This is a genomic window from Croceicoccus estronivorus, from assembly GCF_001625325.1.
Lineage (GTDB): Bacteria > Pseudomonadota > Alphaproteobacteria > Sphingomonadales > Sphingomonadaceae > Caenibius > Caenibius estronivorus.
The window spans coordinates 324937-339753 of the sequence record NZ_JRQQ01000006.1 but is presented as its reverse complement, the minus strand read 5'-3'; the positions used below and the strand labels follow the sequence as shown (position 1 = coordinate 339753).

Sequence of the window (14817 nt, the reverse complement as noted above, 5' to 3'; positions counted from 1 at the left end):
GGCGTCGGCGCCGCCGGTTCCGCCCTCGGCGCGGCCGGCCGGATGACCGGCGCCGCCGCGCGTGGCGGTGCTCAAATGGCGGGCGGCGCGGCCAGCGCCTACAGTCTCGGCTCGCTGGGCAAGAGCGGCGCCGGGGCTGTCGCGGGTGGCATGGCCGCTGTAGCTCAGGCAGCGGCGGGAAGCGCGGCGAGCGCCGTCCTCTCACCTTTGCGCAAGGAGGCCACCAAGGGTGGCGCGGCAATAAAGGCCAATTTCCGCTCCGGCGCTCGCGCCGGGTTCACCGCCACCGGCGGCACGATCACCGGCGGACCCGCATCCGCCGCCCCGGCGGCCGCAACCGCTGGCGGTTCCGCGCCAGCCGGCACGTCCGCCCAGCCCGCATGGGCGGACGCGATGAAACGCCGCCAATCCGTCAGCCACGGCGCGACCGTCCTCGCCCACACCATGAAGGCCGGTGACAGCCACGGCGGCGGTGCCGGTCCCGACATCAAAGAGAAGGACTGACCTTTCATGTTCCGACGCCCCAGTATCCGCTACGGCCAGACTCCCGAGCCCACGACACCCTATCAACGCGCCGCGCAGGTCTGGGACGACCGCATCGGCTCCGCCCGTGTGCAGGCGAAGAACTGGCGTCTCGCCTTCTTCGGCGCGCTGGCGCTGTCGGGCGGGCTTGCCGCCGGTCTGGTCTGGCAATCCGCGCGCGGCCATATCGTCCCCTGGGTCGTTCAGGTCGATCGACTCGGCGAGGCTCAGGCAGTCGCGCCGGCCGAGACCGGCTATCGCCCGACCGACCCGCAGATCGCGTTCCATCTCGCCCGCTTCGTCGAGCAGGTCAGGAGTGTTCCGGCCGATCCCGTCATTGTCCGGCAGAACTGGCTCAGAGCCTATGATTTCACGACCGATCGGGGGGCGATGGCACTCAACGACTATGCGCGCGCCAATGACCCGTTCGCCAATGTCGGCCGGGTGCAGGTTGCCGTGGACGTGTCGAGCGTGATCCGCGCCTCTCCCGACAGCTTCCGCGTCGCCTGGACCGAGCGGCGCTATCAGGACGGTAATCTGGCCGCCACCGAACGCTGGTCGGCAATCCTCACCATCGTCGTGCAGCCGCCGCGCACGCCAGACGCGCTGCGCAAGAACCCGCTCGGCGTATTCGTCAACGCCCTCAACTGGTCAAAGGAGCTGTCGCAATGACCTCTTTCCGTCGCTCCGCTTCGGCGGTCCTGCTTGTTTCGGCAACCGCGCTCGCCGGCTGCGCCACCACATCGGCGAAGCCGCCTGACATCACATACGACGATCCGCCAGCCGAGATCGCGGCGACGCCGGCTGCGGAACCGCCGCGTGCCGTCGCGGTAGTGACGATCCCCGAGCCGTTGCCGCTCTCCGGCCAGTTGAAGCCGATCGGGGAGACGGCATCCTCGCCCGAGCCTGCTGATCCGCGTCGCCGGGTCGTCGCCGCCAATGCCGCCGCTCGCGTGCAGCCGGTGCGCGATGGGTTCCTGAACGCCATCCAGCAATATCCCTGGACCGATGGCGCGCTCTATCAGGTCTATACCGCGCCCGGTCAGGTGACGGACATCGCCTTGCAGGAAGGCGAGCAGCTTGTGGGGCCAGGGCCGGTGGCGGCGGGCGATACCGTGCGCTGGATCATCGGCGACACTGTGAGCGGCAGCGGCCCCGCCGCGCGCGTGCATATCCTCGTGAAGCCGACCCGGCCCGACATCGGCACGAATCTGGTCATCAACACCGACCGGCGCACCTATCACATCGAGCTGCGCGCGACGGCTTCGACCTATATGGCGTCGGTCTCCTGGACCTACCCGCACGACCAGCTCATCGCCCTGCGCAGCGCCAACGCCGCCGCTGCCGCCTCGGCCCCCGTCGCTACCGGCATCGACCTCGCGGCGCTCAATTTCCGCTACCGGATCGAGGGCGACCGCGTGCCGTGGAAGCCGGTTCGCGCCTTCGACGATTCCGCCCAGGTGTTCATCGAGTTTCCGGCCGGGATCTCGCAGGGCGAGATGCCGCCGCTGTTCGTGACCGGCGCGGCCGGCGACGCCGAGCTGGTCAATTACCGCGTGCAGGGCCGCTACATGGTGGTGGACCGGCTGTTCGCCGCCGCCGAGCTGCGCCTGGGCGACCGGCGCAGCGAGCAGCGCGTCCGCATCGTGCGTGACGACGGGCGCAGGGGGCGGCCGTGACCGATCCGGCCGACAATTCCCCGCCCGAGGCGGCCGCACCGCAAGCGCCGCGCCCCGATTCGGGGGCTTTCCAGCTTCGCGGCGATCCACCGCGCGTCATGCGTCTCTCACGCAAGGCGCTCGCCCTCATGGGCGTCGTCGGCGGCCTCGGAATCGGCGGCTCGCTGATCTACGCGCTCAAGCCGGCAGGCGAGAAGGAGGCGAAGGAACTCTACAGCACCGAGAGCCGCACCACGTCCGAGACCATCACATCGGGACCGCGCGACTACAGCCAGGCGCCGAAACTCGGCCCGCCACTTCCCGGCGACCTCGGCGGCCCGATCGTCTCGGCCCAGCAGCGCGGCGAGAATGTCCCGGTCCCGCCGGTGGGCGGACAGCCCGATCCGCGCGCCCAGGTCGAGGAAGCCGCCCGCCAGCGTGCTCAGCAGGAGCGTGACGCGGCGCGCATGAGCGGCGTATTCCTCGGCGGCAGCAGCGTCGGGGCCGCTGCGATGCCTCCGCTGCCGAACCTCGCAGTCGCAACGCCCGACGCTGCCGCTCCGCAGACGGCCGATGTCGCACAGAGCGACCAGGCCGCCAAACGCGCCTTCATGGCCCAGGCGTCCAGCCGGCGCACGGTAAGCGTCGAGCGCCTGACCGCGCCGGCCTCGCCCAACATCGTGCAGGCCGGCAGCATCATTCCCGCAGCGCTCATCACTGGTATCCGCTCCGACCTTCCGGGGCAGATCACCGCCCAGGTGACGGCCAATGTCTACGACAGCCCTACGGGGCGCATCCTGCTCATCCCGCAAGGAGCGCGGCTGGTCGGCGAGTATGACAGCGAGATCGCCGCGGGACAGACCCGCGTGCTGCTTGCCTGGGATCGGCTCATCATGCCGGACGGCCGCTCTATCATCCTCGAACGCCAGCCCGGCGCCGACGCGGCCGGATATACCGGCTTGCAGGACCGCGTGAACCAGCATTGGGGCAACCTGCTCAAGGCGGCGGCTGTCTCGACGCTGCTCGGCGTCGGCGCCGAGCTCGGCGCGGACAGCGAGGACGACCTGACCCGCGCGCTGCGCCGCGGTTCGCAGGACACCATCAACCAGACCGGCCAGCAGATCGTGCGGCGGCAATTGAACGTGCAGCCGACGTTCACCATCCGGCCGGGGCATCCGTTGCGCGTGGTCCTGACCCGCGACCTCGTATTGGAGCCCGTTGGAGGCGCACGATGAGCAAATTGAAGCTGGGGCCGCTGGCCGACGATCGGCCGGTCAAGCTCTCCGTGGAGCTGCCCGCCGCCGTGCATCGCGACTTGCAAGCCTATGCCGCTGCGCTCGCGGCCGAGACCGGGGGATCGCCGGTCCCGCCCGACAAGCTGGTCGCGCCGATGCTCACCCGGTTCATGGAAACCGACCGGGCCTTTCGCCGGCACCGCGCGCAGCGGAACTGAGCGCGCGCCGCCTGCCGTCAGTTGCCCATGAACTTCTTGAAGCGTTCTCGGCCTTCCGCCTCGATCACGGCCTGCTCGGCATTGGCGCACTCGTCGCCGCGCGCTGTTCCTTCGGCGCATTGCGCCACGACCTGCCGCGCTTCATCGAGATGCGCCGCGAAATACTGCGTCCCGCGCGACCCGGCCGACGCCGGGGCGGCGGCAGGCGGGCCGGCGACGATCGCCGTCCGATCGACGGGCACGATCACCGGACGGAGCACGAAACCCGCCCCGAACCCGATGATGAGCGTGACCAGCACGATGATGAGTGTCTTTCCTTGCGTCATGACGGCTCCTTTCCCGGTTGCTGATAAGATGGCTGCGGCCCAGGCACCGACGGCAACGAATAGCGGGTGGTGACGAACTCAAGAAAACAGCGCAACACCGGATTTTCATTGTCCTCGCGCCAATAGCCCGAGAAGCCGATCCGCGTGTGCCCATTGGTCTCGTGGACCTCGCGGAAGACCACGCCGGGGACGTAGATACCGAGCGCCGATTCCGCGACGATCGAGATGTGCCCGCCGAGCGCAATGACGCTCAGCACGGTATCCCGCCTGATGTCGTCCATGTCGATTTCGGGCGAGTAGCCCGGCATCCCGAGCTTGCCCAGGAGCATGTTGCGTGTCTCCGGGCCGGGATCGCGCTCGGTCAGCAGGAAGCGTTCCCCGGCCAGGTCGGTCCAGTGGATGCGTTCGCGTGTCGCGAGCGCGTGCGCTTCCGGCATCGCCACCAGGATGCGCTCGCTCCAGAAGGAGCGGCTCATCAGCCCTTGATGCGGCGCCTCGCCGATCATGATGGCGATGTCGAGTAGTCCGTTCTCGATCCCCGCCAGAAGCATGTCACGGTCGCGCTCGAACCCGCGCAGCTTCACCTCGGGATGCCGCTCGCCAAACTCGCTCAGCGTCGCGCGCAGGTTACCGGCCGAGAAGGAGGTGTAGAAGCCCACCGCCAGCTTGCCGGCATGGCCGTTGGTCGTGGCGCTGACCCATGTGTCAAGCTCGTCCCACTCCTTCATGATCCGCTTTGCGACGCGCAGATAGGTCGCACCGTCCACCGTCAGCGTGGCGCCGCGCGTCTTGCGGTCGAACAGCGCCATGCCCAGCCGCTTCTCGGTTTCGAGGATGTAGCGGCTCAGCGTGGGCTGCTTGATGTTGAGGTTGCGCGCCGCCCGGCTGAAGCTGCCCGCCTCGGCCGCCGCGATCAGGTAGCGGAGTTGGCGCAATTCAATCATCGCTACCCTTAAACTAAATATCCTTTCTAAAATACTTAAATAATGGGATAATAATATTTATTTATATAATAATATTACTGAATGAATATGGATCAAAGATATAAAAATGTGATCGCAGATATTCTATGCAATCTATAAAGTGATTTGATTTTAGGAACTAACAACGGCTGTCGGGCCAGAGAAAACGAAGCCCTCATATCCCGCAGCCGCGACGGCGTTGCACTTCTCGCGATACGAAGCCATCCCGCCGACATAGATCAACATGCGGCGTGGTTTCCCCGGTATATTGTCGCCCATGTACCAGGAATTTGCTTTGGGAAAGAGTGTTTGGCCTACGAGTTCGGCCGCGTGTCGCGACCATGCTTCTTCCGCATCACTAGTGACTTCGACCACCTCTTGCTTGTCGCCGCGCATGGTTACGAGCAAATCCGCGATCCAATCGACGTGCTGTTCAATTGAACTTATACAGTTGGTAAATGCTGATGGGCTGGTTGGACCAAGAAGCATGAAAAGGTTCGGGAAATCGGCGGTCATCAATCCCAGATAGGCGACCGGGCCGGCAGCCCATTTGGCAGCCAGCTCAGTGCCTCGGCGGCCTTGAATATTCATCCGCACAAGCGCGCCCGTAACGGCGTCATAGCCAGTCGCAAACACCAGCGCGTCAAGAGCGTAGCATGCGCCGGACCGAGTTTCGATGCCGTGCTCCGCGGTCCGAGCTAGCGGATCGCGCCGGAGATCGACCAGCGTCACATTATCACGGTTGAATGCTTCATAGTAGCCGATCTCGAGGCACGGCCGTTTAGTGCCCACCGGAAAGCCACGCGGCTTCAACGCATCGGCGGTTTCTGGATCACTAACAATTTCGTCGATCTTCTGCTCCGTAAAGTCCGCCAGGGTACGATTGGCATCTTCGTTTACGATGAGATCGGGATACCCGATGGTGATCTGCCCACCCCCCATGTCCCAGAACATCTGATAGCGCGCACGCCGTTCCTCAGGCGTGGCGTCGAGCGCGCTCGGCACGGGAGCTACGCGATAGCGGTCGTCCATGCGGGTATCGCCAAAGCCGACGATCGTCCCCCAGCGGTTCTTTTCGCGAACGCCTCGGAAGTTCTCGCGCCACCACGCACGGTAGTCGTCATCAAGGCGATAATTGTTCGCCGGAATCGCGAAAGCCGGTGTGCGCTGGAACACGTAGAGATGGCTCGCCTGCTCCGCCAGACGCGGTATGACCTGGACCGCCGATGATCCGGTGCCGATCACACCCACGCGCTTGCCCGTAAAGTCCACCGGATCCTTTGGCCAGTTTGCGGTGTGATACCACTCGCCTTCGAAGGCACCGGTCAGTTCGTCGGACGGCATCGACGGAACAGACAAGATACCTGTAGCCATCAAGCAAAAGCGACCACGGTAGCTTTTGCCGTTGACCGCGCGGAGCGTCCAGGCCCGGGCATCATCATCCCAAGTCGCGCCGGTGATCTCACTATTCAGGACAATGTCCCGGCGCAGATCGAAGCGGTCCGCAACGTGGTTGAGATAGTCGAGAATCTCGGGCTGCGCCGGGAACCGCTCGCTCCATTCCCACTCCTGATCGAGATCCTCGTCAAAGCTGTAGCTGTAGAGCACACTCTCGACATCGCAACGTAGCCCCGGATACCGATTGCGATACCAAGTGCCGCCAATATCGTCCTCAGCCTCTAGAACGATCGCCGAAAAACCCAGCCCTCTCAGCTTGTGGAGCATGTAGAGGCCCGAGTGGCCGGCGCCGACGATCACCGCGTCATAGAATTCAGATTCTTCTCGTTCAAGCACTCGACTCTCCACTTGCTCTTGTGGCCCAAGGCCAAGTTCGTTCGACTCACATCATGGAAACACGAGGTGGGCGAGCCGGAACGGCGTCGCACTTCGTGAGCGCAGGCCGATTTGCCTCAATGGCAGCGATCGGTCCGAGCGATAGGTCATCGCTTGCTCTTACAGGCAAGCGATGAAGACCATCAGGTTACCGCTTCGAGTTGTTCCGCCAATGGCCTCACCGCGCCGGCACCCTCGCCGCCATCTGCTGCGAATTCGCTGCCCGTGGAGAGGCTCGAAAGGTCGCTTGCCAGATAGACCACCAGGTTGGAAATCTCCTCGGGCTTGCCGAAACGGTTCATGGCGTTGTGGGCAACCGAATCCGGAAGGCCGGCCGTCATTGGCGTGCGAATCGCGCCCGGATGGACGGAGTTCACGCGGACATTATGTGGCGCAAGTTCCAGGGCGGCGCTCTTCGTGATGCCGCGCACACCGAATTTCGATGCGACATAGCCGTGAAAACCAGCCACGGCCTGTGTGCCGGCGATGGAGGAGATGTTCACGATCGAGGAAGGCGCCGACTTCTTAAGGGCGTCCACCGCTGCGGACATCCCGAGGAAAACGCCTGTCAGATTGACCGCGATAATCTTGTTCCAATCTTCAACGGTATAGCTGCCGAGCGCACCGACATTGATTATGCCGGCGTTGTTCACCAGGACATTGAGCCCGCCGAAAGTCGTGACGGCGGTTTCGACGGCGGCGGCCCAATCAGCAGGGTTGGTGACATCGAGATGGACATAGACCGCGTCGTCACCAAGTTCAGCCGCCAGCGCCCGACCAGCTTCATCCGAGACATCGCCGATGACGACCTTGCCGCCTTCGGCAACGATCGCTCTCGCATGAGACGCGCCCATACCCATTGCGCCACCGGACACGAGCGCGATCTTGGACTTGAGAAGAGACATCCTTTTTTCCTTTGATTTTAGAGTATTAGTTCAATTTGCAAGAAACCTAACCGCGAAGCTGCGCATCAACGGGTATGCATGCGTTAAATGAGCTGGGTCGGTATCTCACCCTCTACCGCCGGCAGCGTTCTCAGTTGTCATATTCGGACGACACAGTGTAAATCGAATCACGCGAGAAGTCAATCTGGACAATCGGAAAGTGACGCGCAAAAAGACATGCATGAGTAAAAGCGGAAAAGCGGCGAGGGCGGCCTATGGAACATATTCTCGAAACCGCGAAGAAGCGGCTAGGCAGACTCGCGAGGCGATCCTCACGGCGGCTCAGAAACTATTTGCTGCTCAAGGCTACGCAACCACCGGCATCAATCAGATTGCAAATGTTACCGGCATCAGTCGCCAGACCTTTTACCTGCATTTCTCGTCAAAGATCGAGGTTCTCGATCAACTGATCGAAACATTTGAGCAGGGGGTGATGATACTTTATGAAGAGCTGGCCGCGATTGTAAGGCCGGATCTGGCCTTACTGTCTCAATGGACCACGCGATTTCTGGCCTTCTGCGAAGCGGATCAAAAGACGGTGCTGCTACTGCTGGGAACAGTGCCCGTCGAGGTTGATCTCGCCCAGGACCGGGCGGATCGTTATCAGCGAATTCTCACTCTGCTCGGGCAACGGCATAAACCGTTCTCAATAGCGGCTTCCGGAGAGGACGCCGGCATGAGGGGGCGGGCAGTCTCGCTTCTAGCGCAGGTGGAAAGCTTGCCTCGCTTGGCGATCACCGCCGTCCCGCTGTGCGACAAGCAGTCGTTGATCACCGCTCTAGCAGAGAATCTCTTGGCATTCCTGGAGCGTGATTGACCGGGCACTGACCGCAGCGAAACGCACTCAGTCCAGATGTTCGCCTAGATCGTGGACGACACCCGCGCACTCGCCGCCATCAACGGAATATTCGGCGCCCGTTGTAAAGGTTGACTCGTCGCTGGCCAAATGGAGGACGATGCCCGTCACTTCATCTACCTGTCCCCAACGCCCCATGGGTGCGGTTGCTGCTTCATCAGGAAAAGCGGCAGTCATTGCAGTGCGAACGCCGCCAGGATGCACGGAATTTACACGAACGCCCGTGCGCGCCAATTCCAGAGCAGCGCTCTTGGTCAAGCCGCGCAGCCCGAATTTTGACGAGGTATAGCCATGCAGGCCCGCCATTCCCTGGAGACCGGCAATGGAAGAGATATTGATGATCGACGATGGTGCTGATCTCTTCAACTCGTCGATCGCCGCGCTCATTCCTAGAAACGGGCCCGTAAGATTGACGGCCAACACTTGTTGCCATTCATCCTCGGAAAATTGGCCCAGCGGGCCACCATTCACCATGCCGGCATTGTTGACCACGACGTTCAGCCGGCCGAAGCGCGAGACGGCTGTCTCCACCGCCGCCTTCCAGTGCTGCGCTCGGGTCACGTCAAGGTGAACGAAGCAGGATGCGTCGCCAAGTTCGGTCGCCAGCGCTTCCCCCGCCGCGTCCGCGATATCGCCCAGGACCACCTTCGCACCCTCCCGGACCATGGCCCGGGCATGCGCCGCTCCCATTCCCGAAGCCGCGCCGGAGATCAATACAACCTTGCCCTCGAGCCTAGCCATGTCCTCTACTCTCCTCAATCAAGGTCGATCGCGACGACCGCGCCGCCGCGATTACCCATTGTTTCGGAAGACGGCATCTGTTCGATGACCGTCGCAAAAACCGTACGATTGTCCGGTTTGAAAGCCAACGACGTCGCGTGGGGATAACCGGTCGGGATTTCGCGGATCATGACGCCGGTTTCGTCAAGCTCAATCAAACGCCCGCTTAGCATGTCGGCGTACCACAAGCGCCCGGTCGGGCTGATGGCTATGCCATCGACGCCCATGCCAAGCCCCGCCGCGACACGACGGAATACAGGCTCGGACGATGATGTCGCCACATGCCAGATCGCACCCTTCACAAATTCCGCGACATAGAATCCATCACCATCTGGCGCGTCCGCCATCCCGTTGGCGAACGCGATTTCCGGCCCGACCCGCGCCGCCATTCCGTCCGGCGCAATGCGGATCAGTTGAACGGTCGCCGGTTCCGCTCCGCCGATGACATCGAAGCCGATCTCTCCGACGAACATCGTGCCATCGGGCAGTAATGTGATCTCGTTGAGCATCGTCGTTGCCAAGCCGGAAAGGTCAGCGACGACGCTGATCGTGCCATCGGCCGCGATCCGCATGACCCTCCTCCCGATCGCATCATTTGTCAGGATCGATCCATCGCTTGCGAAAGCCATGCCCAGCAGAACCGGGCATCCTGGTTCGGCAACCGTTTCCAGCTGGCCGCCCACAAACATCCGACGCACCGCGGGTCCATCGACGAAGTAAAACGCATCATCGTGCCACCGCGGCGACTCGGGGATATGTAAGCCGCTTGCGAGAACTGAAGTCTTCGACATCCACTATCCTGACTTAGGCGATGCTGGGAAGCTGGGTTCCTCGGTTGGTTACATTTGCCAGGAGGCAGTGATGCCATACATGCGAGGTGCATCATCCGCCGCAAATGTCCCGAAATTGGTGACGGATTTGGTAACGAAGCGCTGCTTGTCGAACAAATTCGTCACCCACGCAGAAATTTTCCAGCGCTTATCCGCTGTTATATAACTCGCGGTGAGATTGACATTGTCATAGGCAGGCTGGGTGAGCGCCCCGGCGGGATCCCAGTTAAATCCGCTATTATGGTAGAGGTTCGCATTCAAATCGATGCTGGCGCCGCTGGCGAGAGGGATCTTCTGGGTCAAATCGACCGTTCCGACGAATTTGGGCGCTCGCATCAGCGGGTTTCCGTCAGCCGGACGGCTCCCATTGATATTACCCGTGGGCGTCAGGATGAAGAAGCCAGCCGTGGGAAAGTCTTTGTATTCTGAATGCTCAAGGGCCGCGCCGACTTTCAAGGTGGTGGTGTCGGTCAGTGCCGCCATCATACTGACATCGACGCCGTAAGCGCGCGCCCGCGCCGCGTTCCGATAGGTCTGGGCTGCCCCGCCTTCAAAGATGGCAACCTGGAGGTCCTTGAACTTGTAGTAGTAAGCCGAGACATTAAGCCGCAAGCGGCGGTCGAAGAGGTCCGACTTCAAACCCACTTCCCAGGAATCCAGTGTTTCAGGATTGACAGGCGTGTTGTCGGCCGATGAGGTCGTGAACAGACCGGATTTATAGCCCTGCGAATATGTCGCGTAGATGAGCGCGTCGTCGAGCTGGTATTCAAGTCCGATCTTCGGGGTGAATTTCCGCCAATTCTTCGAGACCGCAGGATATGGGATCGACATTGCGACCGAACCGTCCGGCGCGAGCAGATCTTGCCGCCCGGCATCTTTCGCCTTGCGGTCCCAAGTATAGCGACCGCCAACGGTCAGGCCAAGGCGATCGGTCAGCGGGACGGTGCCCTGCGCGAACACCGCGAAGGAACGCGTGCGAATGGGCGAGAAGAAGTCATATCCGATCAACGGCGGAGGCAGCAGAAGATCGGACCTGACTGCCAAGGGTGTATAACCGCTCTTCTCATGAAGATAGTAGGCACCTACAATCCACTTCACCGGACTGTCGGGCTTCGACAGGAGCTGCACTTCCTGTGAGAACTGCCGACTCTCGATCGGAGAGTAAACATATGCAACCGGACTATTCGTGCCATCGAGATTGGCCTGGACAGTGCTCTTGCTTTTCCGATAGCCGGTAATACCCACGAGATCCGCGAAGCCGAGGTCGATTTCCTCACGCAAGATAGCAGTCGTGGCCGTCGCCTTTCTATACTGGGCGATATCGGAAACGATCACATAGTCTTCGATGGTCGGATCGCCGCCGAGAGTGTTGCCGATGGCGTTCGGCTGAATGCCCCGATACACGGACTCGACGCTATAGTCATAACTATGCTCGATGCTGCCGGTCAGCTTTATGGCGTCGATCGGTTGCCAAACGGCCTTGAAGCGCGCAGCCCAGGACTTATTCGTGGTCCGCTGACCCGGCGGCAATGTCGGCTCATAGCTGAGATAGGTGTCCCGACGCGTACCTGCGACATAGACACCCACCGCAAGCGTGTCGGTTATGCCTCCGGAAACACGGGCGGATCCCTCGAGCCGATCATAATTGCCGCCTGTAAGGGTAACGGCGGCTTCCACCTCATGTCGAGGCGTCAAAGTATACACGTTGATCGCGCCACCCGACGCATTTCGACCGTATAGCGTCCCCTGAGGACCAGCGAGAACCTCCACTCGATCGACGCCGAGAAGTCCTGTGATCACGCCCTGGTTGTTGACGATATACACGCCGTCCACAAAGGTCGCCACGCTGGCTTCCGCACCTGGGGAGCCAATGTCGCTGCCGACGCCGCGAAGAAATGGCTGCGCAAAACCGGCATTGGTTGCATAGTTCAGCGAGGGAACCGCTAATTGCAGGTTCTGCGTGTTCGCCACGCGAGCGGTTTCGAGATCTCCAGATCCTATAGACGTGACCGCGATTGGCACGGCTTGCACGTTCTCCGCCCGCTTTTGGGCCGTCACGATGATTTCGCCGAAAGGCGACGACTCGCCAGTGCTTTCCTGCGCCCACGCCGGTGTCGCGACGAGCGCGATGGCCGTGAAACAGCCGCGATAGATGTTACGCATCAAAAGTCCTCCCCATTTTCTTAATATCGGCGAATAACCATAATATCGATTTTTTCCAAGACATATATTTTACCACGTGGAGCGGTGAAGCCTTGCGCGGCGCCGATTGGCGCCTGTCAAGTCTGCGTCGGAAGCGAGCATAAGGCATTCATGGCTGCTGGGTCGCCAACAGCGGCTGCCCGGCGATGCATCAGGCGACCTTGCATGCTTCCAGTCCGGCCGCGCGCCAACGGGCAAATTGGACAACCTGCTGGGAGAGAAGGTCTAGTTGTTCACGGACAGCGTCGTCCAATGGCTTGCCATTCTCATCGAAGCAGCATCCAATGGTGTTCACTGCGACGCCCAGGGGGGTCGGCCATGCACGCAGTGCATGCGCAATCGACCGCAATGCCGTCAGCGTCGATCCGGTGGCCTGGTAGCCATAAGCACAGGCGATAAGGCCGGCGCTCTTGCCGTCCAGATAGACTTTCTCGTCCTTCGCCATGTCCTCGACATAATCGAGGGCATTCTTGATCAGCCCCGAGACCGACCCATGATAGCCTGGTGACGCGATGATGACCCCATCCGACTCGCGCAACGCCTCCACGAGCTTGACTGCACCATCGGAGCGAAAAGAATCTTCAGGCGCATAAAGTGGAAGGTTGAGACTTGGACCGTCGAAGATACGAACCCGGGCACCGTGTCCTTCCGCAGCGCGTAGCGCGTAGCGCAACATCTTCTCTGACGACGAACCGCTGCGGGTGGTCCCGCCCAAGCCTACGATAAGTGGAGAAGAACCAGGCATTCGGGCATTCCTCAAACATTGTTTCAAAGGCGACCGCAGGGGGGTGACGCCACGTCCACGACACCATTCAGGCTGTCTTCACGGGGCCATGCTCCGTTGCGATGTCCTCGGCTTGACTGGCGACGGAAAGGCGGAGTTCGCGCTTGAGAATCTTGCCGCTCGCATTACGCGGCAAGCTATCCGCAAAATGGATTGCCTTGGGTCGCTTGAATCCGGAAAGACGTTCCTCGCAAAATGTCATCAGGTCGGCTCCGGAGCAGTCATGGCCCTGCCGCAGGACGACAACCGCGGTCACAGCCTCGATCCATCGGTCGTCCGGCAGGCCCACCACCGCAACCTCGGAAACGGCCGGATGAAGATAGATCACTTCTTCAACTTCCCGCGAGGACACATTCTCTCCGCCGGACTTGATCATGTCCTTCTTCCGGTCGACCACCGTGATGTAGCCCTGGTCGTCCATCCATCCGAGATCACCGCTGTGAAACCAGCCACCGGCGAAGGCCTCCGCGGTACGCTCCGGGTCGTTCCAGTATCCGCTCAGAAGCTGCGGCGAACGATGAACGATCTCGCCGATTTCGCGGGGGGCGACATCGTGCATTTCTTCGTCGACGATACGGGTCTCGACATGCTGTGTCGGCCGTCCGGCGGACCCGAGGCGCGCGTCATGCTCCTCGGGCCGCAAGATCGTGGCGACAGGCGCGATTTCGGTCTGCCCATAGAGGTTCCACAGCCTCAGCGCCGGAAATTGCTGACGCAGTTCACGCAACACTTCGACAGGCATGATCGAAGCGCCATAATACCCCTTTTCAAGGCTGCTAAGGTCATGTTCGGCAAGCGCCGGCGAACGGAGCATGGATATCCAGACTGTCGGTGGCGCGAAGAAGGAATTCGCTCGGCTTTCAGCAAGCAAGCGGATGATGTTTTCGGCCGATGGATTTCCGGTCACGATGTTGCGGGCGCCGACCTGGATCGCGGGACCGAGCATGCAGTCCAGCTGGGCGCAATGGAAAAGCGGCATGGCATGGACGGCTATGGTGTCACTGGTCCATTCGCAGTCGATGATGCAGCTCTGATATTCCCAGAGCACCGCATTGTGTGAAAGCATCGCGCCCTTCGGACGCGACTCTGTGCCGCTGGTGTAGATGATCTGCAGCAGATCATCACCAAACCGCGTGGGCTCAGGGGCTCCGTCCGTGCCAAAAAACGAGTCCCAGCCCGGCACCTCCACGGGCGGAGAGCTCAACTCACCCGGAATCCCGATAATCTGCTCCACACAGGGTTGTCGCGCGTTCAGCGCGACCTCGACCGTCGAGGCATCAACGAAAAGTAGCCGGGACTGGGAGTGGCCGAGAATATAGGCCACATCCGTCGCGTTGAGCATGAAGTTGATGGGAACCAGCACCGCATTCGCACGCGCGACAGCAAAACGCAGCGCGACAAAGGCATGGCTATTACGCGCCAGCAAAGCAACGCGATCACCTGTGCCAATACCAGCACCTGCAAGCCCGACGGCAAGATTGTCTACGAGTGCTTCAAATTCGGAGTAGGTCCACGTCGTGTCTCCGCAGACCAACGCAACACGATCCCTGTGACGGCATACCGTTCGCCGCAGCAGCCCTGACAATGATTGCCCCCGAACGCCGGTTATCATTGCGTCCAGATTCGTCGGGACAGCGCCTGTCATGGTGCCAGACATCGTATTTATC

The 14817-nt window shown here is 61.6% G+C and carries 14 protein-coding genes and 1 pseudogene; 6 read left to right on the top strand and 9 right to left on the bottom strand.

Translation table 11 applies throughout. The annotated features are described in order from the left end of the window. The 5 genes and pseudogenes from MB02_RS11405 to MB02_RS11385 all read left to right on the top strand — a co-directional run. Nucleotides 1-504: pseudogene (locus tag MB02_RS11405) on the top strand (P-type conjugative transfer protein TrbL); the annotation flags it as partial. Between the two features lie 6 nt (nt 505-510). Next, nucleotides 511-1194, top strand: a complete 684-nt coding sequence (gene trbF / locus MB02_RS11400) for a conjugal transfer protein TrbF (protein WP_067537262.1) — start codon at nt 511-513, stop codon at nt 1192-1194. Continuing rightward, nucleotides 1191-2201: a P-type conjugative transfer protein TrbG gene (gene trbG / locus MB02_RS11395; protein WP_067537259.1), complete on the top strand. Its 1011-nt coding sequence runs from the start codon at nt 1191-1193 to the stop codon at nt 2199-2201. The genes trbF and trbG overlap by 4 nt, the downstream gene beginning before the upstream one ends. Beyond that, nucleotides 2198-3415 (top strand): TrbI/VirB10 family protein, encoded by a 1218-nt coding sequence (locus tag MB02_RS11390; protein WP_067537256.1) that lies wholly within the window; start codon nt 2198-2200, stop codon nt 3413-3415. Before trbG ends, MB02_RS11390 begins: the two co-directional genes overlap by 4 nt. Further along, entirely contained in the window at nt 3412-3633 is a 222-nt protein-coding gene (locus MB02_RS11385) for a DUF2274 domain-containing protein (RefSeq protein WP_067537253.1), read from the top strand. The genes MB02_RS11390 and MB02_RS11385 overlap by 4 nt, the downstream gene beginning before the upstream one ends. 17 nt (nt 3634-3650) lie before the next feature. Here MB02_RS11385 and MB02_RS11380 read toward each other — a convergent pair whose 3' ends face one another. From MB02_RS11380 to MB02_RS11365, 4 genes are all read right to left on the bottom strand, one after another. Beyond that, entirely contained in the window at nt 3651-3959 is a 309-nt protein-coding gene (locus tag MB02_RS11380) for a hypothetical protein (RefSeq protein WP_067537251.1), read from the bottom strand. Continuing rightward, nucleotides 3956-4903 (bottom strand): LysR family transcriptional regulator, encoded by a 948-nt coding sequence (locus tag MB02_RS11375; protein ID WP_067537248.1) that lies wholly within the window; start codon nt 4901-4903, stop codon nt 3956-3958. Before MB02_RS11375 ends, MB02_RS11380 begins: the two co-directional genes overlap by 4 nt. A 150-nt stretch (nt 4904-5053) precedes the next feature. Beyond that, the gene (locus MB02_RS11370) at nt 5054-6715 is read right to left on the bottom strand and encodes a flavin-containing monooxygenase (protein ID WP_206598591.1); all 1662 of its coding nucleotides are present in this window, start codon (nt 6713-6715) and stop codon (nt 5054-5056) included. 182 nt (nt 6716-6897) lie between these two features. Further along, a complete protein-coding gene (locus tag MB02_RS11365; protein ID WP_067537244.1) occupies nt 6898-7659 on the bottom strand; it encodes an SDR family oxidoreductase in 762 nt (253 codons plus the stop codon). Between the two features lie 199 nt (nt 7660-7858). Here MB02_RS11365 and MB02_RS11360 point away from each other — a divergent pair, with 199 nt between their 5' ends. Then, the gene (locus MB02_RS11360) at nt 7859-8515 is read left to right on the top strand and encodes a TetR/AcrR family transcriptional regulator (RefSeq protein WP_170304713.1); all 657 of its coding nucleotides are present in this window, start codon (nt 7859-7861) and stop codon (nt 8513-8515) included. A gap of 27 nt (nt 8516-8542) precedes the next feature. Here MB02_RS11360 and MB02_RS11355 read toward each other — a convergent pair whose 3' ends face one another. The 5 genes from MB02_RS11355 to MB02_RS11335 all read right to left on the bottom strand — a co-directional run bounded on the left by MB02_RS11355 (nt 8543) and on the right by MB02_RS11335 (nt 14807). Beyond that, entirely contained in the window at nt 8543-9295 is a 753-nt protein-coding gene (locus tag MB02_RS11355; RefSeq protein WP_067537239.1) for a glucose 1-dehydrogenase, read from the bottom strand. A 14-nt stretch (nt 9296-9309) separates the two neighbouring features. Next, nucleotides 9310-10125 (bottom strand): SMP-30/gluconolactonase/LRE family protein, encoded by an 816-nt coding sequence (locus tag MB02_RS11350; protein WP_067537236.1) that lies wholly within the window; start codon nt 10123-10125, stop codon nt 9310-9312. A gap of 48 nt (nt 10126-10173) precedes the next feature. Beyond that, nucleotides 10174-12327: a TonB-dependent receptor gene (locus tag MB02_RS11345; RefSeq protein WP_067537233.1), complete on the bottom strand. Its 2154-nt coding sequence runs from the start codon at nt 12325-12327 to the stop codon at nt 10174-10176. Between the two features lie 190 nt (nt 12328-12517). Further along, on the bottom strand, nt 12518-13111 hold the full coding sequence (locus MB02_RS11340) for an NADPH-dependent FMN reductase (RefSeq protein WP_067537230.1): 594 nt from the start codon (nt 13109-13111) through the stop codon (nt 12518-12520). A gap of 67 nt (nt 13112-13178) precedes the next feature. Beyond that, nucleotides 13179-14807, bottom strand: a complete 1629-nt coding sequence (locus tag MB02_RS11335) for an acyl-CoA synthetase (protein ID WP_235829492.1) — start codon at nt 14805-14807, stop codon at nt 13179-13181. Between the last annotated feature and the right edge of the window lie 10 nt (nt 14808-14817).

What these genes read in the sequence shown, in the direction of transcription:
- MB02_RS11345 (WP_067537233.1), bottom strand. Translation starts at nt 12,327, where the DNA reads ATGCGTAACATCTATCGCGGCTGTTTCACGGCCATCGCGCTCGTCGCG.
- MB02_RS11335 (WP_235829492.1), bottom strand. Translation starts at nt 14,807, where the DNA reads ATGTCTGGCACCATGACAGGCGCTGTCCCGACGAATCTGGACGCAATG.
- MB02_RS11380 (WP_067537251.1), bottom strand. Translation starts at nt 3,959, where the DNA reads ATGACGCAAGGAAAGACACTCATCATCGTGCTGGTCACGCTCATCATC.
- MB02_RS11350 (WP_067537236.1), bottom strand. Translation starts at nt 10,125, where the DNA reads ATGTCGAAGACTTCAGTTCTCGCAAGCGGCTTACATATCCCCGAGTCG.
- MB02_RS11355 (WP_067537239.1), bottom strand. Translation starts at nt 9,295, where the DNA reads ATGGCTAGGCTCGAGGGCAAGGTTGTATTGATCTCCGGCGCGGCTTCG.
- trbG (WP_067537259.1), top strand. Translation starts at nt 1,191, where the DNA reads ATGACCTCTTTCCGTCGCTCCGCTTCGGCGGTCCTGCTTGTTTCGGCA.
- trbF (WP_067537262.1), top strand. Translation starts at nt 511, where the DNA reads ATGTTCCGACGCCCCAGTATCCGCTACGGCCAGACTCCCGAGCCCACG.
- MB02_RS11375 (WP_067537248.1), bottom strand. Translation starts at nt 4,903, where the DNA reads ATGATTGAATTGCGCCAACTCCGCTACCTGATCGCGGCGGCCGAGGCG.
- MB02_RS11340 (WP_067537230.1), bottom strand. Translation starts at nt 13,111, where the DNA reads ATGCCTGGTTCTTCTCCACTTATCGTAGGCTTGGGCGGGACCACCCGC.
- MB02_RS11385 (WP_067537253.1), top strand. Translation starts at nt 3,412, where the DNA reads ATGAGCAAATTGAAGCTGGGGCCGCTGGCCGACGATCGGCCGGTCAAG.
- MB02_RS11365 (WP_067537244.1), bottom strand. Translation starts at nt 7,659, where the DNA reads ATGTCTCTTCTCAAGTCCAAGATCGCGCTCGTGTCCGGTGGCGCAATG.